Genomic DNA, 23,973 nt, shown 5'->3' on the forward strand with positions numbered 1-23,973 from the left:
GTCCCGCTTCGCGGGACGTTCCCGAAAACCCGGATCAACCCCTACAAGCCGACCCCACCAGGGTTGACGAAACAGATCGGGGCACCCCCCGACGATCGTCCCGGTTGACGGCGCAGGCGTACCCGAGGGCAGGCCCTAGGCTCCACCCCATGCAGCAATCCGAGATCATGCAGCGAGTCGTGGGCATCCTCACCGAGGCGGTCGAGATGCGGCGGCAGGCTCGCGAGCACCCCGGCTCCGAAGTGGCGTTGACGGGGGCCGTCTCCGCGCTGCTCGCGGAGACCTTGCCCGAGATCGAGCTGCCCGCCGACGCGAGCGCCCAGGAGGCCACGGACATCATCACGGACGCCCTGGGGCCGGCGATCGCGGCCCTGGCCAACTGCTTCTCCTACGCCTTCGTCCACCTTGCCGAGGTGCACGACCAGGGGCTGACCGATATGACGACGACCGACGTCCTGCGGTCCCTCTCCCTGCAGTTCGCACAGCGCGACGGGGCATAGACGCGACTGCGCCCGGCCACCGAGCAGGTGACCGGGCGCACTTCGTCATGCGTCAGGGTGCGTCACGACGCGTCAGGCTCACCCACCCCGTCGTTCCCGGGATTTAACCTGCGGCCCCTTGGCGACTCCCCCTCTACGCGCGTAACTTGAGCCGCCTCCCCCACACCGCCACTTCGACGTACCCGACGTACGAGGAGACCGCCAGCGTGTCCATATCCGACCGGTCCGACAGATCCGCAGGAAGCGGGGCCCGTGTGCGCCGCGTCGTCTATCCCCTGATATCCGTGGGCGCGGCCGGAGCGCTCGCGTTCGGTGTGCTGCCCGCCGCCTTCGCCGCGCCGTCGGCGAGTGCGGTGATCGGGGAGGTGTACGGCGGCGGAGGGAACTCGGGGGCGTCCCTGGTCAGGGACTTCGTCGAGCTGGGGAACGCCGGGGCCGGGGCCTATGACCTGTCGGGCTACCGGGATTCATTCGCAGTGCATCGGGCTTCAGCCTGGTGGTGAAGCGAATCTGATGGTTGCGACGCGGAGCGTCGCCGCGTCTGGTCCGGCGGAGCCGGACGCGGCGTGTTCACCACCCGCGGCGCGGAGCGTCGTGATCACTGGTCCCGGCGGAGCCGGGAAACGCTCATGCCGGCCGGTTCTGCTGCTCGATGTACTGCCTGACCACGGTGAGGGGGGCGCCGCCGACGGTGCCGGCGAAGTAGGACCCGGACCAGAGTCTGTTGGCCCGCCAGTAGTGGCGTACGAGGTCGGGGAATTCCTGGCGCAGACGGCGGGAGGAGACGCCCTTGAGAGAGTTGACGAGCTTGGTGACGGCGACCTTGGGCGGGAAGTTCACCAGGAGGTGGACGTGGTTGTCCTCGCCGTTGAACTCCACCAGTTCGCACTCGAAGTCCGCGCACACCGACCGCATGATCTCCTCCATGCGCGTCAGATGAACATCGGTGAACACTCCGTGCCGGAACTTGGTCACGAAGACCAAGTGCACATGCATCACGAAAGCACAGTGCCGACCAGTTCTGATCTTCTGCATCTCAGCCATAACCCAATTATGTAGCGTGGCTGTCATGCAGCTCAGGTACGCCTTCAGGTTGTACCCGGACCCCGGCCAGCAGACCGCGTTGGCGAAGGCGTTCGGGTGCGCCCGCGTCGTGTTCAACGACGCCGTGTACGCCCGCGAGAGCGCCCGCAAGGCCGAAAAGCCGTTTCCGAAGATCGGCGAGCTGTCCACACGGCTGATCACCCAGGCGAAGCAGACCGTGGAGCGGTCCTGGCTGGGCGAGGTCTCCGCGGTCGTTCTCCAGCAGTCCCTGCGCGACGCCGAGACCGCCTACAGCAACTTCTTCGCCTCCCTCAAGGGAACCCGCAAGGGGCCCAGGACCGGTGCGCCGCGGTTCAAGTCCCGCAAGGACACCCGTCAGTCGATCCGGTTCACCGCGAACGCCCGCTGGAAGATCACCGACAGCGGACGGCTGAACCTGCCGAAGATCGGTGCGGTGAAGGTGAAGTGGTCCCGTATCCTGCCCGCCGCCCCCACCTCGGTCACCGTCATCAAGGACTCCGCCGGGCGGTACTTCGCCTCCTTCGTCATCGACACCGACCCACAGGCGGATGCCGACCGGATGCCCGCCACCGACCGCACCATCGGCATCGATCTCGGCCTCACGCACTTCGCGGTCCTGTCCGACGGCACGAAGATCGACTCCCCGCGGTTTCTGCGCCGCGCGGAGAAGAAGCTGAAGAAGGCCCAGCGGGAACTGTCCCGCAAGCAGAAAGGCTCGAAGAACCGCGAAAAGGCCCGGCTCAAGGTCGCTCGCGCCCACGTCAAGGTCACCGATGCCCGCCATGAGTTCCACCACCAGCTCTCCACAAAGCTGATCACCGAGAACCAAGGGATCGCCGTGGAGGATTTGTCCGTGACGGGACTGGCACGCACCCGGCTGGCCAAGTCCGTCCACGACGCCGGCTGGGCCTCATTCGTGAACATGCTGGAGTACAAAGCACAACGGTACGGACGGACCCTGATCAAGATCGGCCGGTTCGAGCCGACGAGTCAGGTCTGCTCCACCTGCGGCGTCAAAGACGGGCCCAAACCCCTCGACGTGAGGGAATGGACCTGCGCCGCCTGCGGCACCGTCCACGACCGGGACACCAACGCCGCGATCAACGTGAAGACGGCCGCCGGACTGGCGGTATCAGCCTGCGGAGCGCCGGTAGGACCAGAACTCGTTCTGGCACAGCGCGAAGAAACAGGAAGCCACGGATTCCCGACCGAACCCCGTGCCGCGTAGCGGCACAGCAACGATCGAGAAGGCCAGAATCCTCGGGCTTCAGCCCGAGGTGCAAGTCAACCCGGCATGCCGTAAGCCGCCACCATGACGTTGAGGGCCACCTTGCTCACGTCCCTGCCCTTGGCGTCCGTGGAGTTGACGCTGTAGACGAGGGTGCGGGAGCCGTCGCGGGTGGAGGCGATGGCCGTGTTGTAGCCCCAGCGACCGCCCGTCTTGCCCCAGACCTCACGCCCGCCGAGCACCTTCCTGGCGAGGCCGACGGCGAACTCGGCAGGCTTGCCGGTCGTGAAGTCCGCCACCTCCGGCACCGTGAACATCTCCTCCAGCACCGGCCCGCGCGGCACGATCCGCCCCCGGAACAGCGCGTTCGTGAACCGCTCCAGATCCGCCGTGGTCGAGACGATGTCACCGGCCGCCCACCCGTCCGTGCTCCCCCACACGGTCACGTCCCGCAGCCCGGTCGTCCCGTCGCCCAGCGTCATCCGCTGGTAACCGTGGTTGTGCGGGCCGACGATCCGGGGGTCGGTCCCCGGCAAGTACGTGTTCCGCAGCCCGAGCGGCTTCAGCACACGCCGGGTGACCTGGTTCTCGTACGAGTCCCCGGTCACCCGCTCGATCAGCAACCCGGCGACCGTGTACCCGATGTTGAGGTAGTGCTGCCGCTCACCCGGCGCGAACTCCGGCTTCTTCGAGGTCGCGGAGCGGACCATGTCCTCCGGGTCGTGGATCCGGAAACGGTTCGCGTACCACTCCTCGACCGTCGTCCCCGGGAAGTCGGCCGCCGGGATACCGTGCGTGTGATTGAGCAACTGGCGGACGGTGACACCGCCGTACGCCGCCGGAATCAGCTCCGGCAGATACGAACGGGCGCTCCGGTCGAGGTCCACGCGCCCCTCGGCGGCCAGTTGCAGCACCACGGCCGCCGTGAACACCTTGGTCACGGACCCGGCCCGGAAGCGGCCGTTCGGATCGGCCGCCCGGTCGGTCGTCAGGTCATGCACCCCCGAACTGCCCCGCCACACACCGTCGGTGCCCCCGACGCGCACGAGCGCGGCGGTCGCGTCGGCGGAAGGGAGACCGGCGATGGCGGTCTTCATGGCGGCGGCCAGGTCGGGGTCCGCCTGTGACTGCGCGGAGACGGTGGTCGTGGTCGTGGTCGTGGCGGAGGAGGCGGTGGCCGGCAGAGCTGCCGGTCCCGTCACCACCCCCAGAACGAACGCGGCGGCGAGCAGCGTGCGGGTGGCACTCTTCATGGTCAACTCCGTGGATATGAGCCGGTGTTGTTGCCGACTCCATCCTTCTGACCGGCGGCTTCGCGCGGATCGCCCGCACAGGCGGTCTTCGGGAGGCCGCTGCGGTCAGTCCCTCGCCGACGCGGGGGAGGAACCGGGCCGGGAGGCTCCCCCGCCCGGGGGATGCGCAGGGGCGGCCGGAGTGTCTCCCGCCGCGATCAGCCCCGTCTCGTACGCGCAGATCACCGCCTGGATACGGTCCCGCAGCCCGAGCTTGGAGAGCACGTTGCCGACATGCGTCTTGACCGTGTGATCGCTCACGACCAGCTCCACGGCGATCTCGGCGTTCGACAGCCCCCGCGCGAGCAGCAACAGCGTCTCCCGCTCCCTCCCGGTCAGCACGTCGAGCCGGGGATCGGGCCGCCGGGACCGAGCGGCGGCCGGCCGTGTGTACTGCTCCACCAGCCGCCGCGCCACGGACGGGGCGAGCAACGAGTCACCCCGCGCCACGACCCGTACGGCATGCACGAGATCGTCCCGCCGGACGTCCTTCAGCAGAAACCCGCTCGCCCCCGCGTGCAGCGCCTCGTACACGTACTCGTCGGAGTCGAAGGTCGTCAGCATCACCGTCCGGCAGGCGCTGCCCGCACGGCCCGCGCCATCCGCACCGATCGCCCGGCACGCCTCGATCCCGTCCATCCGAGGCATCCGGATATCGAGCAGTGCCACCTCCGCCCCGTACCGCCGCACGGCTTCGACCGCCCCGATCCCATCCCCCACCTCCGCGACCACCTCGATGTCCGGCTGGGCATCGAGGATCATCGCGAACCCACTGCGCACCAGTTCCTGGTCATCGGCCACGACCACCCGGATCGTCAAAGCCCCACCTCCGCCGTCGGCACCACAGCCGGCACGGGTATCCGCACCCGCACCTCGAACCCGCGCCCGCCCGGCCCCGCCCCGGCGACGGCCGTACCGCCGTGCGCGGCCGCCCGTTCCCGCACCCCGACGAGCCCATGCCCACTGCCGCCGCCGTACCCGACCTGCGGGCCCCGCCCGTCATCCGTCACGCGCACACTCAAGTCGGCGTCACCATAGGCGAGTTGGACAAGGACAGTACGGGCGCCCGCATGCCTGACCGTGTTCGTCAACGCCTCCTGGACGATCCGGAAGACGGCCGCCCCGACCGCCCCCGGCAGTTCCCGCTCCCGCCCCGCCACCCCGTATTCGACCTCAAGCCCACTGCCCCGCACGCGTTCGATGAGAGCGGCCAGATCCCCGACCCCGGGCTGCGGCTCACGGGGCGCAAGCCCGGGCTCGTACCCCTCGCCACCCCCCTCATCCCCCTCCCGCAGCACCCCCAACATCCTGCGCAGCTGGACCATGGCATCCCGCCCGGACTCGGAGATCGCGTCGAAGGCGGCCTCGGCCCGCTCCGGAGCCGTACGGACCGCCACGGGCCCGGCCTCCGCCTGCACGATCATCAGGCTGACCGCGTGGGAGAGGATGTCGTGCATCTCCCGCGCGATCCGGGCCCGTTCGCGCGCGGCGGCCTGCTCGGCCTCGATGCGGTTGGCGCGGCGGCGGGTGTCGGTGAGCCGCCCGAAGACGTAGGCCGCCGCGAACACGAAGGCGGAGAAGGTCAGTTCACGCGCCGTCCGGCTGTTGAGCCACACCCCCACCGGCACCGCGACCAGCACCAGCAGCCCGGTGACCATCCGCTTCCACGGCGACGACAGCGCGGCGATCGTGTAGACGATCACGAGCCCGTTGTACGGCAAGGGCTGCCCGGGCCCGTCCAGCGCCAGCTTGTACACCATGCTGGCCACCATGATCGCCAGCAGCACGGCGAGCGGAGCCCGCCGCCGCCAGACCAGCGGCACCACGGTGAGCGTCGTCAGCCCGTACGCCGCCCATGTCACCGGCGCCAGCCCGGCCGCCCGCGGCACCACGAACGGCATCGTCATCGCCCCCTGCACCAGCAGCGCGATCCCGACATCGACCACCCACGGATGGGCGTCCCCGAGCGCCCGCCCCCGCTCCCACCATCCCCGCGCGCCCCGCACACCCAGCGGTCCCCGTATGTCCTTCACGGTTCCTCACCGTAACGGGCGCACCGGGAACCGGCGGCGAAGCGGCCCCAACTGCCTTATCGGCAACCGTTCCTGAGCGCCCCTCACTCGCAGTCGGCGCCGTGGCCCGCTCCCGCCCGGAGGAGCACACCCTCGTCCTGGCTCTGGAGTACCACAGGGTCGACGTCCCACCGGACCACCTGGACCAAGCCATGGCCCGCTACGCCGGCCTCCGCCACACCCACAGGGCACAACTCCGCCAGACAGCCCCGAAGACGAACTCGGCGTTTGTGAAGAAACCTGTACCAGCGCTCTCTAGCACTCGCCGACCAGCCGACGGCATGATGTCGACCGAGAGGCCAAGGGGGCAGTCATGAGGTCGCACTTACAGTGGATTCACGGCCGGGGAGAGCAGGCCATGGTCGAACGGAACCAGCCGTACACAGCCATCTTCCTCAGATTCCTTGTCCTGGTCGGCCTGCTGTACATGCCGGTTCTCGTCTTCCACTTGGGTTCGTGGATCCCGTTCGCCGGTGCCAGCGTCTACCTGCTCTGGGAACTCGGCCGCATCCACAGCGCACTCGGCGAACTCTCCGGCCTCTGGAACGAGCAGCACCAGCAGCACGAGCAGCACCAGCAGCGGCAGGAGTCGGCTCGAAGCGAGTCCCTCGGGTCCTGATCCGCGCAGGCCGGGGCTCAGCGGGCGGCCGCCGGTGGCGGTGCCGTACTCCGCCGCCGTACCAGCCGCGTAGGCACCAGCGTCGTCCCGTACTCCTCCGCCCTCTCCTCCCCGCCCTCCCGCATCTTGCTGAGCACCCCCTCCACACACAGCCGCCCCACCTCGGCGAAATCCTGGTGGACGGTGGTGAGGGGCGGCAGGAAGGACGCGGCCTCGGGAATGTCGTCGAAGCCGACGACACTGACGTCCTCGGGGACCCGACGCCCCCGCTCGTTCAGGGCCCGCAGCAGCCCGAGGGCCATCTGGTCGTTCGCGACGAACACCGCCGTACAGCCCGCCTCCTCGGCGATCCGCAGCCCGGCCCGATACCCGGACTCCGCCGACCAGTCACCGCGCACGAGGGGCGGCACTTCCCGGCAGCCCGCCTCGTCGAGCGTGGCGCGCCACGCGTTCGCCCGCCGCTGCGCCGCGAACGAGTCCCCGGGCCCGGCGAGATGCCACACCGTCCCGTGCCCCAGCTCCAGCAGATGCCGTACGGCGTCCCGCGCGCCGCCCGCCTGGTCGGTGTCGACGACGGTGTACCGGTCCCCGGCGTCCGAGTCGGCGACCACGACCTGCACCCCGGGCGGCACCGACACGGTCGCCGCGTCGAGCAGATGGACCTCCATGATCACGATCACGGCGTCCACAGCCAGCTCCCCGAGCCGCGAGAAGGCCCCGTTCACCTCGTCCTGCGTCGGCACGGCGACGGGCAGCAGCGTGACGGCGTACCCCTCCCGCGCGGCGGACGTGGCGATCGCGTCGAGCGTGCGGATGTTCCCCAGGGTGGAGAGGGAGAAGGTGATCACGCCGAGCGTCCGGAACTCCCCGCGCCGCAGCGCCCGCGCGGCACTGTTGGGCCGGTACCCCAGCTCCCGCATCGCGTCCAGCACCTGCCGCCGGGTGTCCTCGTTGACCCCGGCGAACCCGTTGGACACCCGGGAGACGGTCTGGGCGGAGACACCGGCGAGCCGGGCGACGTCCCCCATGGAGGGCCCCTGCCGGGGCCGGGCGGTACGTCTCCTCGTACGACCGTCGGTTGTGTCCACCTTGTTCCCCCGAGTCCTGAGCAACGACTCTTGACGACTCCTTGACCGCCGAGATTCGGACAGTGTAGACATCCGCCTCAGTGGATGTTTACGTAAACATCCACTGAGACAAACCATACGAGAGCGCACTGAACCGCAACAAAAGCATCGCACCGAACCGCACCACGCTGAACGTCGGCCCCGATCTCCGTGTACCGCCGGGACGCGGCACACGGAAGAGTTGGAGTACTCGAATGGCACACCGCACCCGTACGAGACGGCTTTTCGGGGCCATCGGCGTCACAGCCCTGGCCACCGGAACCGTCATGGCCACGACCTCCCTGCCGATGGCGCACGCCGACACGTCGGCCGCCGTCGCCGAGGTGACGGTCCGCCCCGACCCCTCCTACAAGGGCGACAGCTTCGAGGGCTGGGGCACCAGCCTGGTCTGGTTCGCCAACGCCACCGGCGACTACCCCCCGGACGTACGCGAAAAGCTGGCCGACCTCCTCTTCGGCAAGGACGGCCTCGACCTCAACATCGCCCGCTACAACATCGGCGGCGGCAACGCCCCCGACGTCAAGGACTACCTGCGCGCCGGCGGCGCGGTCGAGGGCTGGTGGAACGCCCCGGCGGGCACCACCCGCGAGGACGTCGACTGGTGGAGCGCCGACGACAAGAACGACTGGAACAAGGACGCCGACGCCACCCAGCGCTGGTGGATCGACCGCATCAAGAACGACATCGACCACTGGGAGACCTTCAGCAACTCCCCGCCGTGGTTCATGACGGAGAGCGGCTACGTCTCCGGCGGCTTCGACTCCTCGAAGGACCAGCTGAAGGCCGACTCGGTCGACGACTTCGCCAAGTACCTCGTCGGTGCCACCGAGCGCCTGGAGAAGGCCCACGGCATCAAGGTCGACACCCTGGACCCCTTCAACGAGCCCAACACCAACTACTGGGGCACCAAGCTCGGCGCCGACGGCCAGCCCACCGGCGGCCGCCAGGAGGGCGCCCACATCGGCCCCGAACTCCAGCAGAAGGTCATCAAGGCGCTGGCCCCGGTCCTGTCGGACTCCCGTACGAACGCGGAGATCTCCGCGATGGACGAGACCAACCCCGGCATCTTCGCCACGAACTGGAACTCCTACCCCCAGGAAGTCCGCGACCTCGTAGGCCAGATGAACGTCCACACCTACGGCACCGGCCAGCGCACCACGGTCCGCGACCTCGCCAAGGCCGCCGACAAGCCGCTCTGGATGAGCGAGGTCGAGGGCGACTGGGGCGACGGCCAGAGCTTCACCGACATGCGCCCCGGCCTCGGCCTGGCCCAGCGCATGGTCGACGACCTCCGCGAACTGGAGCCCCAGGCCTGGGTCTTCTGGCAGCCGGTCGAGGACTACGACAACATGAAGCCGGGCGGCGAGTCCGCCAAGGGCGGCAACTGGGGCTCCATCCAGCTCTCGTTCTCCTGCAAGTCGTCGGACACCCTGAAGTCGTGCCCGATCTACACGAACACCAAGTTCGACACGGCCCGTAACTTCACGCACTACATCAAGCCGGGCGACCGCCTCATCAAGACCAACGACGAGTCGAGCACGGCCGCGGTCGCGAAGAAGGGCAAGAAGGCCACGGTCGTCCACGTCAACAGCACGACGGCACCCCGCGCTGTGACCCTCGACCTGTCCGGGTTCGGCGACGTCGGGAAGCACGCGAGGGTCACCCCGGTGGTGACGGACGCAGCCGGCAAGCTGATCCGCCAGAAGGCCGTGGAGGTCACGGACAAGAAGGCCACGATCACGGTCCCGGCCCAGTCAGTGACGTCGTTCCTGGTCAGTAACGTCTCGGGCGTGGCCGCCGCCTCGGCCGAGGTCCAGGACGACCGCACCTACACCCTGACGGGCTTCCAGAGCAACAAGAACCTCTCCGTCGCCGCCGACGGCAAGAGCCTGGTCATCAAGAACCCGAACGCGACCAACCCCGCCGGCCAGCAGTGGGCCGTGGACCGCATCGGCAGCGGCCCGACGGGCAACCGCACCCGCTTCGCCCTGACGGAGCCCGCCTCGCACAAGCGCCTGGCGATCCGCAACGGCTCCCTGGTGGCCGAGGCCGACACGGGCACCCGCGACACCGCCGCCCAATGGATCCTCTCCACCACGGGCGACACCACCTGGACCCTGGTGAACGCGGCCACCGGCCAACTCCCCGACGTCTACGGCCAGTCCACGAACGACGGCGCCGGCGTGGGCGTCTGGTGGCCCAACTCGGGCTACAACCAGCGCTGGAAGCTGACGGACGTGACGGCCGCTTCGGCCGTGCGGGACACCGACGGTTCATAGCCCGAGCAGCGTGACACTCCGGTAGTCCTTCGCAACGCCTACCGCACCTGTCGATGGTCAAGGCGATCGACAACAAGAAACCCCAGGTCATCGACCTGGGGTTTCTTGTGTAGCGGGCGATACGAATTCGAACTCACGCACTCAACTCGGGAAGCTGCGATCATTCGCGGCCTGTTCGAGCACTGAGCCGGGCTGATGTCCAGGACGGGGTCTCATCGGCCTTGGCCGCCTTCACCGTCGTTCTCCGCTGTTCCCCGCTCGATCCGGTGCGCTTGTGGTGCGGTGGCCGCGTCCTCGCTTGACGCCGCCGACTCGTCGGCTTCTCCGTACATGCTGACCCGGAGGCGCTCCTGGGCAGCCTCAAGGAGCTGGGTGTAGTCGGGCATGAAGATCTCGGTCAGCGTCCCGTCCAGCGTTCCTGAGATCGTGTAGATCGGTGACCAGACGGCTCGGTCGCGAATGATCCCCTCAAGGTCGTCGGACCGGAACATCACTTGGTACAACCAGTCCGACAGCACGAACGCTTGATCGTGCGTGAGCCTGATGGTGATCGCTTCATCGTCCACGGCGTCAACCTAGCGGCCATCACTCGTGGTGTCGCGGGCCAGGTGTCCACGGCGACCAACGCGCATTCCAACCGTGGTGGCGAGGGTGTCGGGGTGCGTGCAGGGGCGTTCACCCGTGTTCATCGGCGGCTGACCGTCGGCGGACGGCCCCGCGAGGGTCCGGCCCGAACCGCCGTGAACGGGGCTGATGAGAGTGCGCACGCATCTGCTGGCGACGTCTGAACTCACACTGCTGACCGGTCTAGCGGGTATGAGGAGGGCGCTGTGTGGTGGAGGTGCATGCGGCTTCCTGGGCGGCCATGACCTCATCACCGTGCGCGAAGGCCCATGCTCCGATGGCGTCGATGGGCGCCAGCAAGGACCTTCCCAGAGCTGTGAGTCGGTACTCGACCCGCGGCGGTGCTCCGGGATGTGTCTGCCGTGCCACCAGCCCGTTGAACTGAAGCCGCCGCAGCGTCTCGGTGAGGACCTTGGAGCTGATGCTGCCGATGCGCTCGCGCAGTTCGACCGGGCGCCTGGGGCCGTCGCGCAGTGCCCAAAGCACCACGGCGTTCCAGGTGTTGGAGAGCAGGTCGAAGGCGAGGCGGGCGCGGCAGTCGGCGAGGAAGGCGTCGGTCGTCACGTACCAAATGGTGCCCGACAGGCCACCTAGCGTCGTTGAGAACGGTCCGGTCCAAGCAGGCACGGAGAGGGAATACGTGATGAGAATCGGTGTGCTGGGAACGGGCAACATGGCGGACGCACTCGCCTTCCACTGGGTGCGGGCCGGGCACGAGGTGACCATCGGGGGACGGGACGCAGACAAGACGGAGTCGCTCGCGACGCGCATCGGGGGGAGCGCGAAGCATGCCGGCCTGCGTGCGGCGGCCGAGTTCGGTGACGTGGTGCTGGCCGCGCTGCCCTTTGACGCAGGGACGAGCGTGGTCCGGGAGCTGCGGGCGGCCCTGAACGGCAAGGCGCTGCTCGACTGTTCCAACCCGGTCGGGCCGGGCTTCCGGCTGCTGACGGAGGGAGGCCCTTCGGCCGCGCAGCAGCTGGCCGCGATGGCACCGGAAGCCCATGTGGTCAAGGCGTTCAATCTCTGCCACGAGGACGTGTGGCGCATGCGGCCACCCGTCTTCGACGGGCGGCCACTGGCCGTTCCGGTCTGCGGGGACGACCATGCAGCCCTCGCACGTGTACGCCAGTTGGTGCGGGACGTGGGCTGCGAGCCCGTAACCGGCGGCGGTCTCGAACGGGCGGGACTCCTGGAGGCGACCGCCGCGCTCTTCATCGCACTGTGGGTCGGAGAGGGAGCAGACGTCCAGGCCATCGCACCTCCGCTGGCCTATGCGTCCGGACCGGGTCGTGAGCAAGCAGAAGGCGGCAAGAGGACTCTCCGTTAGGAGTTCAAGCATCCGACGCCGCGACGGGCCGCGACGACAGCCCGCGACGACCCCCGACGACGCCCCCCACGCCCCGTGACGCCCCGTAACGACCCGTAACGCCCCGCAATGATCCGCGTGCGGGCCAACGGCACCCCGGGGGTGCAGCTACCTCCACCCCCGGTTCGGTAGGGAACTGCATGGTTTTGGGGACTCGGGAGCGGGATCGTTGGAGTAGGCGGATTCCGGAAGTGCAGGGTTCCCAGATGGAGGGAGACTCCCATGAAGTCGACGCGGCCTTCACAGACGAGCACCACCGAGACGCGGGACGAGGGCGGGTTCGGTCCGTTGCTCGCCGCGTGGGACCTGGCGCATCCCGCCCCCGTTGCCGACCCCGACTGGCGGCATCTGCTGGACGAGATGGCTCATCCCGGTACTACTCAGGCCTTCCACCGGCTGGCCGAGGCCACGGCTTGAGGTCGGTCTCGCGCAGCTTGTAGTCGGCCCCCCCCGTGCCTTGCGGTCGGGCCCCCGTGCCTTGTGGTCGGGCCCCCGTGCCTTGCGGTCGGGCCCCCCGCGCCTTGCGGCCGGCCCCCCGCGCCTTGCGGCCGCCCCCCGCGCGCCTTGCGGTCGGCCCCGCGCGGCTTGCTGTCGGTCTCGTTCGGCCTCAGGTGGTCGTCAGGATGACCAGTTGTTGTGTCGCTCGAGTCATCGCCACGTAGTGATCCACCGCTCCTTCGATGCCCTCGCCGAAGTTCTCCGGGTCGATGAGCACCACCAGGTCGAATTCGAGCCCCTTCGAGAGTTCGGGGGTCAGGGAGCGGACGCGGGGTGTCGGGCGGAAGGGTGTGGCGGAGGCGGAGTCTGCGGAGGCCGGGGCTGCGGAGGCCGGGGCTGCGATGACGCAGGCGATTCCGTCCGCGTGGGCGGCCAGCCAGGTGTCCAGGGTCGCGTTCAGGTCCGACGTCGGGCCGTGTGTGACCGGGATGCCGCCGCTGCGGATGGAGGTCGGGACGTTCGCGTCCGGGAGGGCGGCTCGGATGACCGGCTCGGCCTCCGTCATGATCTCTTCCGGCGTCCGGTAGTTGATGGTCAGCGAGGCCAGGTTGATGCGGTCGAGGCCCACCCGCTTCAGGCGTTCCTGCCAGGACTCCGTGAAGCCGTGCCTGGCCTGGGCGCGGTCACCGACGATCGTGAAGCTGCGAGAGGGGCAGCGCTGCAACAGCATCTGCCACTCCGCGTCCGTCAGTTCCTGCGCCTCGTCCACGACGATGTGGGCGAAGGGGCCGGCGAGCAGGTCCGGGTCGAGGATGGGTAGTTCGGAGTTGTCGACCAGGCTGACCTGGGCGTCCTCGCCGCGGAGCATGGTCACCAGGCCTTCGCCGTCGTCCGCGTCGGCGCCGGAGTTGGCGACGGCCTCGATCAGGTTGTCGACGACCTGGCTCATGCGCTCGCGCTGGGCGGCGAGGGTGGCCTCGTGGCGGCGCTTGCGGCGGGCAGTTTCCGGGTCGCCGAGGCGTTGGCGGGCCGCGTCCAGGAGGGGGAGGTCGGACGTCGTCCAGGCCTGGGGGTTCGTGCGCTGGAGCCGTTGTACTTCCTCGCGGCTCAGCCAGGGCGCGCACATGCGCAGGTACGCCGGTACCGACCACAGGTCTCCGACCAGGTCGGCCGCTTCGAGGAGGGGCCAGGCTCGGTTGAAGGTCGCGACCAGGTCCCTGTTCTGCAGGAGGGACCTGCGGAGAAGCGCGGGGGAGACGGCGGTGTCGGCGTCCGTGTCGGCGTCGGCGTCGGATTCGGCCTCGTGTTTGTCCGTCAGGATCGTGAGGAGTTCCTCCCAGACCTGGTGACGGGCCTCGTTGTGCGGGGTGCCGGGTTCCGCCGCTTCGAAGGCCGCGGTCCAGTCGTCGGGGCTCAGCCAGATGTCGGACCAGGGAGTCGTGACCGTCATGCCCTTGGTGGGGGGTTCCTCGTAGAAGCGGACGGCCTTCTCGATCCCGCCCACCAGAGCCGCGGACGACTTCAGCCGCGCCACCTCCGGGTCGGGCTCCGAACCGGCCGCCGCCCCTTCCGCGACCAGGTCGCGCAGGATGCACGTCTGTACGCCCTCCTCGCCGAGGCTGGGGAGGACGTCGGCGACGTAGGAGAGGTACGGACGGTGGGGGCCCACGAAGAGGACGCCGCCTCGGCGGTGGCCCAGGCGGGGGTCGGAGTGGAGGAGGTAGGCGGAGCGGTGGAGGGCCACGACGGTCTTGCCGGTACCGGGGCCGCCGTCCACGACCAGGGCGCCTCGGGAACTCGCGCGGATGATGGCGTCCTGGTCGGCCTGGATGGTGCCGAGTACGTCCCGCATGCGCTCCGACCTGTTGGTGCCCAGGCTGGCGATGAAGGCGGACTGGTCGTCGAGGGCGGCGGCGTGGTGGTCGGTGAGTCCGTCCAGTTCGTCCGGGGAGAAGATCTCGTCCCAGTAGTCGCCGATACGGCCGTTGGTCCAGCGGTAGCGGCGGCGGCTCGTCAGGCCCATCGGGTTGGCGTGGGTCGCGCCGAAGAACGGTTCGGCCGCCGGGGAGCGCCAGTCGATCAGCAGGCGGCGGCCTGTCGCGCTGTCCGTGAGGCCGAGACGGCCGATGTAGACGGGGTCGGGGTCGTCCGGGCTCACCATGTGGCCGAGGCACAGGTCCAGGCCGAAGCGGCGCAGGGTGCGCAGGCGGGCGGTCAGGCGGTGGATCTCCGTGTCCCGGTCCATCGCGTGCCGGCCCAGGCCGCCGGGGGCCTTGCGTACGGCGTCGAGCTGGGCGGACACCTCGGCGATCGACTCTTCGAGGCACTGGGCGAGCGCCGCGAAGTGCCGCTCGTCGGCGGCGATCAGGGCCGGGTCGGCCTTGGCGGAGAGGCGGTCGGGGAGGTCGAACGCGCTGGGGGTGGTCGGGGGGGTCACTTCATTCGCTCCGAACGCTCCGAATGTGAGGTCGTTTACGACCATGGGTACTGCTTGGTGGTGCTGCTCGATGGTCCCGCTCGATGGCTCTGCTCGGTGGCCCCGCTCGATGGTCCCGCTCGATGGTTCTGCTTGGTGGTTCTGCTGCGACGGGGAATTCCTTCCAGATGGGCCCCCGTCGTTCACGCGGGCACATGCCGCCTATCCCGGCTGCCGCCTGTCCCGGACGATCGTGTCAAGGAGCAGTTTCGCCGCCACCGTCGCCCCGTCCGTGTGGACCATTGTGGCCACGGCGGTCGCCCGGGCCTGGGTCTCGGGTGCCAGGGCCACCTCCAGCGCGGCCGACAGGGACTCGAACGTCGGGGTCGGCCCGGCATGGGCCGCGCCGATGCCCAGCTCGGCCACCCGGCCCGCGAAGTACGGCTGGTCCGCCCCCTGGGCCACCACCACCTGGGGCGCACCCGCCCAGGTCGCCGTGGTCGTCGTGCCCGCGCCGCCGTGGTGGACGACGGCGGCGACCCGGCGGAACAGCGCGTGGTGGTTCGTCTCGCCGACGACGAAGCAGTCGTCCCGGTCGTCGACGATACCCAACCCGGCCCAGCCTCGGGAGACGATCACGCGGCGGCCCTGCGCACGGATGGCCTCGATGGATGCCTGGGCGACGTCCTCGGCGCCACCTATGGCGATGCTGCCGAAGCCGATGTACACCGGCGGTGTGCCGGCGTTCAGGAACGCCGTCAGCTCGGCCGGGAGCGGGCGTTCGTCCGGCACGATCCACGTGCCGGTCTGTACGACGTCGCGGTCCGACGACTCCTGCCACGGGTCGAGGACGGGGTCCGTCGCGAGCCACGGACGGTCGGTGAAGACGTGATCGCGGACGTCGTCCACCGGCGGGAGACCGACCGACGCCCGGTGGGTGTTGATCACCTCACCGAACAGGTCGTTCGCGCTCCGGGCGTCCAGGTCCCACAGCACCCGGTTGTCGGTCACGTCGGACGGCAACGGTTTGCCCGGCCGCTGCATCGGCCGGTGGTGCGGCGACGGCAGGGAGACGGACTGGAAGCTCGCGTACACGTACGGGACATCCAGTTTGTCGGCCACCGACCGGACGCAGGCGGCGGCCGGGAGCAGGCCGGTCGCCACCAGCACGTCGCAGCCCTCGGCCGCCTCGGCGACCGTGTCGAACTGCGCGAGCAGCTCGGCCGCGCGCCGGGGCACGCCGTCCGCCGTCGGCGGCGTCGCCGCGGTCATCATCGCGCGCACCGACCGGCCGAACGGCACCAGTGGTACGCCGACACCGGCCAGCCGCCGCGCGAACTCCTCGTCCGGCGGCGCGCACACCCGCACCTCCGCGCCGAGTTCGCGCAGCCGGACCGCGAGTCCCACCAGCGGTTCGACGCCCCCACGCGAGTCGTAGTTCGCCAACAGCACACGCATTCAGCGCCCCCGGTTTCCTTCGATACTGGCGATACTGGCTCAGGCCGGAGATTCTGCGGCACGACGGGGGCCTTGCCGCAAGCCCCCCGGTGCGCTATACGTTGAGAGTGGCAAGGAGTGGGTTACCTCCTTGCCTTTGTTCTTGCCTCTCTTCCTGCCAGGTTCTGTCCCGGCACCCAGGCGGCGTCTCAGCCAGGGGGCCGGTTTTTTTGCGCGCCCTCATCGTTCACATCCAGGGATGAGTTTCAGCTGAGAGACGTGTTTCCCGGAGAGATGTCCATCATCACCCATCCGTGGTTCATCCATGTGAACAGAATCTGCGTGCCGATCTATTGACGTGCTCAGGTCATCACCCGACACTCGGCCACAGGGAAAGTGCTTTCCGGATCGCACTCCGAACCGCACTCTGGATCTCATCCCTGGAGACCGAAGATGCAAACGACGCACGTGAGACCCGTCATGGCGACGGCGAGCGCAGGTCTGGTGGCAGGCCTGCTGGTCGCGTTGTCCGGTACGGCGGCGCAGGCCGCGACCGCCCGGTACGAGGCCGAGACGTCACCGGCCGTCTGCACCGGCACGATCGACTCCGACTGGACCGGATACTCGGGCAGCGGATTCTGCAACGGCACCAACGCCGCAGGCGCGTACGCGCAGTTCACCGTGACCGCACCCGCATCGGGCACGGCGACACTGTCCGTACGGTTCGCCAACGGCACCACCGCGGCGCGGGCCGCGAGCGTCACGGTGAACGGTACGACCGCCGCGACCACGTCCTTCGAGAGCACCAGCACCTGGACGGCGTGGACCACCAAGACGCTGACCGTGCCGGTGAGCTCGGGCAGCAACGTCATCCGGATCAGCCCCACCGCCTCCACCGGGCTGCCCAACATCGACTACCTCGACGCGAACGTCCCCGACGGCACCACCACACCGCCGCCGTCGAGCTCCGCGCTGTACGTCTCACCGACGGGGACGGACTCCGCGGCCGGTACGGTCTCGGCCCCCACCACCCTCACCTCGGCGATCAGCCGGATCGCCGCCGGCGGGACCATCTACCTGCGCGGCGGGACGTACGCCCACTCGTCCACCGTCACCATCCCGGTCGGCAACTCGGGGACCGCCGCCGCCCGTACGAACCTCTCCGCCTACCCGGGTGAGACGCCCGTCCTCAACTTCGCGGCACAGAGCGAGAGTTCGTCGAACCGGGGGCTGCAGATCAACGGCTCCTACTGGCACGTCCGCGGGCTCGTCGTCGAGCGCGCCGGGGACAACGGTATCTACGTCGGCGGCAGCGACAACGTCATCGAGCGGACCGTCACGCGGTTCAACCGGGACACGGGGCTGCAGTTGGGGCGGATCGCCTCCACTACCCCTACCGCCGACTGGCCTTCGGACAATCTCATCCTGAGCGCCGAGTCGCATGACAACGCCGACTCCGACGGGGAGGACGCGGACGGGTTCGCGGCGAAGCTCACCACCGGGACCGGGAACGTCTTCCGGTACGCCGTGGCCCACAACAACATCGACGACGGCTGGGACCTCTACACCAAGCCGGACACCGGGGCCATCGGGCCGGTGACCATCGAGGACTCGCTCGCGTACGAGAACGGCACGCTCAGCGACGGGTCGCAGGCCGGGAACGGTGACCGCAACGGCTACAAGCTCGGTGGCGACGACATCTCCGTGAACCACATCGTCCGGCGCAGCATCGCCTACGACAACGGCAAGCACGGTTTCACGTGGAACAGCAACCCGGGCACCATGGCGGTCTCCGGGAACGTGAGCATCGACAACACCGAGCGGAACTTCAACTTCGACGGCGGTACGTCGGTGTTCCGCGACAACACGTCGTGCCGCAGCGGCAGCGGTACGAACGACCGGATCATCGGTAGCTCCGACAGCTCCAACCAGTTCTGGTCCGGGTCGAACGGGTCCCGGTGCTCCTCGTACTCCGGCGGCCTGGACTGGTCCTTCGGCAGCGACGGAAGCCTCGACGTCACTTTCGGATGACCGGATGACCGGATGATCGGCTGAGAAGAGGGTGACGTGTCGCCCCCGCCAGCAACGGTTCGCCGTTACGGGCGGGGGTCTTCCCGTGCCGAGCCGGTTTACCGGCTCAGCCCTGCGGCTCGCTGATGTTGACCATCCACGGGGTGCCGAAGCGGTCCGTGCACATGCCGAAGATGTCGCCCCACATCTGTTTGTCGAGGGGGACGGCGACCGAGCCGCCGGCGGAGAGCTTCTCCCAGTAGCCGCGCAGCTCGGTGTCGTCGTCGCCGCTGAGGCTGACGGAGAAGTTGCTGCCCGGGGTGTAGTCCATGCCGGGCGGGGTGTCGGAGCCCATGAGGGTGAAGCCGCTCGGCGTTTCCAGCATGCCGTGCATGATCTTGTCGGACTCCGGGGCGCCGGGCTCGCCGAAGTTGCCGTAGGTGTTCAGCGCCAGGTCGCCGCCGAAGACCTCCTTGTAGAACTCCAACGCCTGCCGGGCGTCGCCGTCGAAGCTGAGGTAGGGGTTGAGCCGCGAGACCACGAGAACCTCCTGAAAACGGATCAGACGGAGCAAACGGTCAGTTGTCCGGAGACTAGCCCCCGCCACTGACAACGGCATGCCGGGCCGCCCGCGCGCTTCCGGTGCCGGCTGCGGCGCGTCCGTCCCTCAGCCCCTCAGCCCGTCAGCCCGTCCGCCCGTACTGCGTGGCCTCCGTCACAAACGGAGTCGGGCGCGTCAAGTCTTCACAAAGTACCCATCGGTAGCGGGAGTCACGGCTGTTACTTTCGCTTTCAAGATTCTGTGAAGCACCGTGAACTTCCATGAACCTCCCCCACCGAGGCCCCCCATGCCCAGCTCCTCCTCCCCGTCCTCCGTAGTCCGCGCGAGCGGTCGGCACCGTAAGGCCAAGGCTCCGAACCCGGCGTTCCGGCGGGCGGCCGTGATCGCCGTCGTCGCCCCCGTCGCCGGGACGATCCTGGCCGGCACGTCCGCCTTCGCCGCCGACAAGACGACCGCGAAGGCCGGTGCCACCGAACTCGACGCCACCGAGCAGAAGATCGCGGACAACCTGAACACCCGCAGCCAGGACACCCGTCTCGGCAGCACGCTCAGCGGTGTCGTCATCGACGCCGAGTCCGACAAGGTGGTGTGGGGTCACAACGCGGACACCGCGCTGATGGCCGCGTCGAACACGAAGCTCGCCACCTCCACCGCCGCGCTGACGGTGCTCGGCCCGGACCACCGGCTCACCACGAAGGTCGTGTACGGCGACGGCACGCTCACCCTCGTCGGCGGCGGCGACCGCACCCTGACGACCGACGACCTCGACGCGCTCGCCAAGACCGCCGTCGCCGGGCTGAAGAACGCCGGGCTCACCTCGGTGAAGGTCCGCATCGACGACAGCCTCTTCCCCGAACCGACCCTCGCGGGCGGCTGGAACACCGGCTACTACCCCGACTCCATCGCCCCCGTACGCGCGCTGGTCGTCGACTCGCACAACGTCGACGACACCTCCCTCGACGCGGGCGGCGTCTTCGCGGGGCTCCTCGCCGAGCGGGGCGTGACGGTCGACGGCGAGGTCACGCGCGGGGTCGTCGGCAACGGGGACGTGCCCGTCGCCTCGCACACGTCCGACAAGCTGTCCACGATCGTGAAGCAGATGCTCAAGGTCAGCGACAACGACATCGCCGAGTCGCTGCTGCGGCTCACCGCGCTCGGCGCCGGCCGCTCCGCCACCTTCGAGGACGGGACGGCCGTCGTCCGCGACGTCCTCACCCGCTACGGCATCTCGCTCGACCACTTCGAGATGTACGACGGCAGCGGGCTGTCCCGCGCGACCCGTATCCCGGCTCGGACGATCGCCGACATCGTCGACCTGGCCGCCGACCCCCGGCACAGCCAGACGCTGAAGTACATCATCGACGGGCTGCCCGTCTCGGGTGAGGCGGGCGCCACGCTGGGCCCGGAGTTCGGCCGCTTCGACACCGCCGACTCCAAGTGCGCCGTCGGCCGGGTCAAGGCCAAGACCGGCACCCTCACCGGCGCCGTCGCCCTGAGCGGTCTCACCAAGGCCCAGGACGGCCAGTGGAAGGTCTTCTCCTTCATCGAGAACGACTCCGCCGCCGGCCCGTCCGACATCAAGGACGCCCTCGACGGCCTCGCGGCCACGGTCAACGGCTGCTGGGTGTAGCGCACAGAACCTGAAGGCTCACGGACGCCGGGTGTGGGGACGGCCGGCGTCCGTGGGGCGGCGACGTCAGCGTGTGTGTGCCTACGACGGCATCTCGCTCTGTCGCCTGCCCACTTATCGTGCACAAGTGCCGCCCACCGTGAGCCGCCCGAGGTCGGTCGGGGCCGGCGGGTCCCATGACCGGGCCCGTCGGTCACCGTCACGCGCACGAGTGCCCTCAAGCGACCGTCGGTTACTCGGTGAGGTGGTCCTCCAGGTCGCCTAGGGGCGATGGGGTTACTGGTGATGCCCTGCAGGACCGTGCCGACCACGGCCGGCGCGACACCGACGAACACGCCGATGACCGTCCGCGGCACCCGAAGCGCCCGCGACCTGGGCGTCGTCGCTCGTACCGCCGTGGGCCAGCGCGTCCCACACCGCCGAGGGCGGAATCGTCCGACTGCCCACCGCGAGGCTCGCCAGCACGGCCAGCGACGACAGGAGAAGGGCGGCGACCAGCCGGTCGACGCGCTGCAGGACGCCTCCGGGCTGGGCGGCCTACGACTCCCGGCATGCACCCTTCTCCATCACTTCGGGAGAAGGGTGCCCTTCGTCCGAGTCGGGGGCGTCAGAGGCCGAACTCCTGGGGGGACAGGCCGAGGGTGGCGCACGCCTCGCGCAGGACCTGCTCCTCGGACTGGGCGATGTACCCGTCCGCGCCCGCCACCACGAAACCGGTCTGTACGACCGCCCGCGCCTCCGTCGGCTTCTTCGCCGCCTTGGCGATCTCCTGCATGGCCTCGGCCTTGCCCTGCTGGAAGTTGAAAGACAGCTGGTCTACGTGCTTGTTGAAGCGCTGCCGCAGCTGGTCGGCCGGGAAGTTCTGCAGAACGTCGTTGTTCAGGATCAGCGACTCCACGTGCTGCCGCTCGGCCGGGTCCACATTTCCGTCGGCGGCGGCGACCAGGGCGCACATCGCCATGCTGGCGTCCCGGTAGGCCCCGCTCTTCAGCTCCGTCTTGAGGGAGGTGAGCTGGGACTTGAGCGCGCTCACCAGCTGGGCCTTCGATCCGCCGGAGGACCGCCCGGAGCCCGAGGACCCGGTGGAGCCCGTGGACCCCATGCCCGGCCGCCCGTGTCCGCTGCCGCCCCGCGCTCCCTGCGCCTGCTGCAGACCCTTGGCCTGGTCCTTGATCCGATCCCACATCGCCATGCGTGCCACCTCGGCTTCAGCCCGTGTCGTGCCGGTCGTTCCGGTCGTCCGCGTGCGTTCCGCACGTCTTCCTGTGAACGCCTGCCGCCCCCTCCAGAGTTCCAAGACCACCGCCCTGTCCCGGGAGTCACGGACCTCATGGGACAGTCGGCCTCGGCCGGCTGCTGCCCGCCGCCCGCAGCACGCCGACTACGAATCCCCTTGTCCCGTGGCGGAGTTCGCCATACCGGGGTTCAGGTAGCGTGGCGGTCACCTGTGGTTCGGCGCCATCCTTCGTCCGCGACCGGACACCGGTGATCCACCCCGCCACGGTCGCCGCGGCCCCGGCCATCGGCCTGGTGGCCGGCCTTCGCCCGGCCTGGCGTGCCTCCCGCATCCAGCCGGCGGAGGCGCTGCGCCGCTGAGCGCGGCGCCCACGCGGCTGCTGTCAGCGGCCGTTGCCCTTCGCGGGGGCGCGGCGGCGGCCCTGGGAAGGGCGGCCCCGGCGGCCACGCGATGCCGAAGCCGGGCGGGCGGGCGGCTGCTCGGTGACCGGCGGGGTGAGGACGACGGGGACGCCCGAGGGGGCCTGGGCGCCGGTGATGCGGTTCAGGTCGGCGCCGCCCGAGCGGACCCTGGTGGTCGTCGGGGTGATGCCGGCGACGGCCATCAGCTGGGTCACGTCACGGCGCTGGTGCGGCAGGACGAGCGTGACGACCGTGCCGGACTCGCCGGCGCGGGCCGTACGGCCGCCCCGGTGCAGATAGTCCTTGTGGTCGCCCGGCGGGTCGACGTTGACGACGAGGTCGAGGTCGTCGACGTGGATGCCGCGCGCCGCGACGTTCGTGGCGACCAGCGCCGTCACGTCACCGTCCTTGAACTGGCTCAGGGCCCGGTTGCGCTGGGACTGCGACTTGCCGCCGTGCAGGGCGGCGGCGCGCACGCCGACCGCCAGTAGCTTCTTGACCAGCCGGTCCGTCGCGTGCTTGCTGTCCAGGAACATGATCACCCGTCCCTCACGGGCGGCGATCTCGGTCGTGGTGGCGTGCTTGTCGTCGTCCTCGACGTGCAGTACGTGGTGGTCCATCGTCGTGACGGCGCCCGCGGACGGGTCGACCGAGTGGACGACGGGGTCGTGCAGGTAGTCGCGGACCAGCCGGTCGACGTTGCGGTCCAGGGTGGCCGAGAACAGCAGTCGCTGGCCGTCGGGTCGCACCTGGTCGAGGAGCGCGGTCACCTGCGGCATGAAGCCCATGTCGGCCATCTGGTCGGCCTCGTCCAGCACGGTGATCGCGACCCGGTCCAGCCGGCAGTCGTCGCGGTCTATGAGGTCCTTGAGCCGTCCGGGCGTCGCGACGACCACCTCGGCGCCGCCGCGCAGCGCGCTCGCCTGACGTCCGATGGACATGCCGCCGACCACCGTGGCGAGCCGCAGACGCAGCGCGCGGGCGTACGGAGTGAGGGCATCGGTGACCTGCTGGGCCAGTTCCCGGGTGGGCACGAGGACGAGGGCCAGCGGCTGCCGGGGCTCGGCCCGCTGCCCCGACGTACGGGCCAGCAGTGCGAGACCGAAGGCGAGCGTCTTGCCCGATCCGGTGCGGCCCCGGCCCAGGACGTCCCGGCCGGCCAGTGAGTTCGGCAGCGTCGCGGCCTGGATGGGGAACGGGGCGGTCACCCCTTCGGCGCCGAGTGTCTCCAACAGCCGCGCGGGCAGCTCCAGTTCATTGAACGTCTCGACTGCCGGCAGTGCGGGCGTGACCGTCACCGGCAGCGCGAACTCCCCACCGACGGCGGCCACGGCGGGCCGACCACCGCGTCGGCTCCGACCGTTCTTGGGCGAGCCGTTCTTGGCGGCACCGGCTTTCGCCGAACCGTTCTTGGGTGAACCGTTCCTGGCCGCACGAGAAGGAGAGCTCTGGTTGCCCGTCCCCGTCCCCGTCCCCGCTCCCGTCGCCTGTGAGCGGGCGCGGTTGCCCCGAGCGGCGCCGGCACCGGTGGAGCCGTTGTCCGTGCGGGTGGCAGAGCCCTTCTCCGTACGGGAGCGGGAGGAGCTGCTGCTGTTCGTGCGAGCCGTGCGGTTCATGGGGACCTTCCTCGATGCGGCGGCGCCTGTCGCACACGAGCCGGGGCCCGCACC

General features: G+C 69.7%; 20 protein-coding genes and 3 pseudogenes. 10 read left to right on the top strand and 13 right to left on the bottom strand.

Annotated elements, in window-relative coordinates; genetic code table 11:
- The first annotated feature begins 149 nt into the window (after positions 1–149).
- Both ACFU53_RS33115 and ACFU53_RS33120 read left to right on the top strand, forming a co-directional pair.
- Complete coding sequence (locus tag ACFU53_RS33115) at positions 150–500, top strand: hypothetical protein (RefSeq protein WP_384000757.1); 351 nt, start codon at positions 150–152, stop codon at positions 498–500.
- A gap of 254 nt (positions 501–754) precedes the next feature.
- A pseudogene (locus tag ACFU53_RS33120) lies at positions 755–958 on the top strand (hypothetical protein); the annotation flags it as partial.
- Positions 959–1,127: 169 nt separating this feature from the next.
- Here the strand turns inward: ACFU53_RS33120 and tnpA are convergent.
- Positions 1,128–1,544, bottom strand: coding sequence for an IS200/IS605 family transposase (gene tnpA / locus ACFU53_RS33125; protein WP_384000760.1), 417 nt, complete (start codon positions 1,542–1,544; stop codon positions 1,128–1,130).
- Between the two features lie 25 nt (positions 1,545–1,569).
- On the opposite strand from tnpA, the gene ACFU53_RS33130 reads away from it, so the two are divergent.
- Positions 1,570–2,793 (top strand): RNA-guided endonuclease InsQ/TnpB family protein, encoded by a 1,224-nt coding sequence (locus ACFU53_RS33130; protein ID WP_384000763.1) that lies wholly within the window; start codon positions 1,570–1,572, stop codon positions 2,791–2,793.
- A 56-nt stretch (positions 2,794–2,849) separates the two neighbouring features.
- On the opposite strand, the gene ACFU53_RS33135 is transcribed toward ACFU53_RS33130, so the two are convergent.
- The 3 genes from ACFU53_RS33135 to ACFU53_RS33145 form a co-directional block, all read right to left on the bottom strand.
- Positions 2,850–4,046, bottom strand: a complete 1,197-nt coding sequence (locus tag ACFU53_RS33135; protein ID WP_384000766.1) for a serine hydrolase domain-containing protein — start codon at positions 4,044–4,046, stop codon at positions 2,850–2,852.
- A gap of 105 nt (positions 4,047–4,151) precedes the next feature.
- Positions 4,152–4,904 carry a response regulator gene (locus ACFU53_RS33140; RefSeq protein WP_384000769.1) on the bottom strand — a complete coding sequence of 251 codons (753 nt, stop codon included), beginning with the start codon at positions 4,902–4,904 and terminating at the stop codon, positions 4,152–4,154.
- Entirely contained in the window at positions 4,901–6,109 is a 1,209-nt protein-coding gene (locus ACFU53_RS33145) for a sensor histidine kinase (RefSeq protein WP_384000810.1), read from the bottom strand. The genes ACFU53_RS33140 and ACFU53_RS33145 overlap by 4 nt, the downstream gene beginning before the upstream one ends.
- A gap of 361 nt (positions 6,110–6,470) precedes the next feature.
- On the opposite strand from ACFU53_RS33145, the gene ACFU53_RS33150 reads away from it, so the two are divergent.
- Entirely contained in the window at positions 6,471–6,776 is a 306-nt protein-coding gene (locus ACFU53_RS33150; protein WP_384000772.1) for a hypothetical protein, read from the top strand.
- Positions 6,777–6,793: 17 nt separating this feature from the next.
- On the opposite strand, the gene ACFU53_RS33155 is transcribed toward ACFU53_RS33150, so the two are convergent.
- Complete coding sequence (locus ACFU53_RS33155; RefSeq protein WP_384000774.1) at positions 6,794–7,804, bottom strand: LacI family DNA-binding transcriptional regulator; 1,011 nt, start codon at positions 7,802–7,804, stop codon at positions 6,794–6,796.
- A gap of 293 nt (positions 7,805–8,097) precedes the next feature.
- Between ACFU53_RS33155 and ACFU53_RS33160 the strand changes: the two genes are divergently transcribed.
- Positions 8,098–10,182 (top strand): RICIN domain-containing protein, encoded by a 2,085-nt coding sequence (locus ACFU53_RS33160; protein ID WP_384000777.1) that lies wholly within the window; start codon positions 8,098–8,100, stop codon positions 10,180–10,182.
- Positions 10,183–10,394: 212 nt separating this feature from the next.
- On the opposite strand, the gene ACFU53_RS33165 is transcribed toward ACFU53_RS33160, so the two are convergent.
- A complete protein-coding gene (locus tag ACFU53_RS33165) occupies positions 10,395–10,748 on the bottom strand; it encodes a hypothetical protein (RefSeq protein ID WP_384000779.1) in 354 nt (117 codons plus the stop codon).
- 241 nt (positions 10,749–10,989) lie between these two features.
- The gene (locus ACFU53_RS33170) at positions 10,990–11,370 is read right to left on the bottom strand and encodes a winged helix-turn-helix transcriptional regulator (RefSeq protein WP_384000781.1); all 381 of its coding nucleotides are present in this window, start codon (positions 11,368–11,370) and stop codon (positions 10,990–10,992) included.
- Positions 11,371–11,449: 79 nt separating this feature from the next.
- Between ACFU53_RS33170 and ACFU53_RS33175 the strand changes: the two genes are divergently transcribed.
- Both ACFU53_RS33175 and ACFU53_RS33180 read left to right on the top strand, forming a co-directional pair.
- Complete coding sequence (locus ACFU53_RS33175; RefSeq protein ID WP_384000784.1) at positions 11,450–12,133, top strand: NADPH-dependent F420 reductase; 684 nt, start codon at positions 11,450–11,452, stop codon at positions 12,131–12,133.
- 261 nt (positions 12,134–12,394) lie between these two features.
- On the top strand, positions 12,395–12,589 hold the full coding sequence (locus ACFU53_RS33180) for a hypothetical protein (protein ID WP_384000786.1): 195 nt from the start codon (positions 12,395–12,397) through the stop codon (positions 12,587–12,589).
- 190 nt (positions 12,590–12,779) lie between these two features.
- Here the strand turns inward: ACFU53_RS33180 and helR are convergent, their stop codons facing one another.
- Positions 12,780–15,047, bottom strand: coding sequence for an RNA polymerase recycling motor ATPase HelR (helR, locus tag ACFU53_RS33185; RefSeq protein ID WP_384000789.1), 2,268 nt, complete (start codon positions 15,045–15,047; stop codon positions 12,780–12,782).
- A gap of 201 nt (positions 15,048–15,248) precedes the next feature.
- Positions 15,249–16,484 (bottom strand): glycosyltransferase, encoded by a 1,236-nt coding sequence (locus ACFU53_RS33190; protein WP_384000792.1) that lies wholly within the window; start codon positions 16,482–16,484, stop codon positions 15,249–15,251.
- Between the two features lie 432 nt (positions 16,485–16,916).
- Here ACFU53_RS33190 and ACFU53_RS33195 point away from each other — a divergent pair, with 432 nt between their 5' ends.
- Positions 16,917–18,494, top strand: a complete 1,578-nt coding sequence (locus ACFU53_RS33195; RefSeq protein WP_384000795.1) for a carbohydrate-binding protein — start codon at positions 16,917–16,919, stop codon at positions 18,492–18,494.
- Between the two features lie 106 nt (positions 18,495–18,600).
- On the opposite strand, the gene ACFU53_RS33200 is transcribed toward ACFU53_RS33195, so the two are convergent.
- A complete protein-coding gene (locus tag ACFU53_RS33200) occupies positions 18,601–19,014 on the bottom strand; it encodes a VOC family protein (protein ID WP_384000798.1) in 414 nt (137 codons plus the stop codon).
- Positions 19,015–19,321: 307 nt separating this feature from the next.
- On the opposite strand from ACFU53_RS33200, the gene dacB reads away from it, so the two are divergent.
- Positions 19,322–20,665, top strand: a complete 1,344-nt coding sequence (gene dacB, locus ACFU53_RS33205; RefSeq protein WP_384000801.1) for a D-alanyl-D-alanine carboxypeptidase/D-alanyl-D-alanine-endopeptidase — start codon at positions 19,322–19,324, stop codon at positions 20,663–20,665.
- Positions 20,666–20,931: 266 nt separating this feature from the next.
- Here dacB and ACFU53_RS33210 read toward each other — a convergent pair.
- Positions 20,932–21,181 (bottom strand): annotated as a pseudogene (locus tag ACFU53_RS33210) (iron chelate uptake ABC transporter family permease subunit); the annotation flags it as partial.
- A gap of 91 nt (positions 21,182–21,272) precedes the next feature.
- A complete protein-coding gene (locus ACFU53_RS33215; RefSeq protein ID WP_384000804.1) occupies positions 21,273–21,857 on the bottom strand; it encodes a tellurite resistance TerB family protein in 585 nt (194 codons plus the stop codon).
- Positions 21,858–22,132: 275 nt separating this feature from the next.
- On the opposite strand from ACFU53_RS33215, the pseudogene ACFU53_RS33220 reads away from it, so the two are divergent.
- A pseudogene (locus tag ACFU53_RS33220) lies at positions 22,133–22,261 on the top strand (ABC transporter permease); the annotation flags it as partial.
- 23 nt (positions 22,262–22,284) lie between these two features.
- Here ACFU53_RS33220 and ACFU53_RS33225 read toward each other — a convergent pair.
- Positions 22,285–23,919 carry a DEAD/DEAH box helicase gene (locus ACFU53_RS33225; RefSeq protein WP_384000807.1) on the bottom strand — a complete coding sequence of 545 codons (1,635 nt, stop codon included), beginning with the start codon at positions 23,917–23,919 and terminating at the stop codon, positions 22,285–22,287.
- Positions 23,920–23,973: the final 54 nt, after the last annotated feature.

This window comes from Streptomyces sp. NPDC057474, assembly GCF_042802555.1.
In the GTDB taxonomy this organism is placed as follows: Bacteria; Actinomycetota; Actinomycetes; order Streptomycetales; family Streptomycetaceae; genus Streptomyces.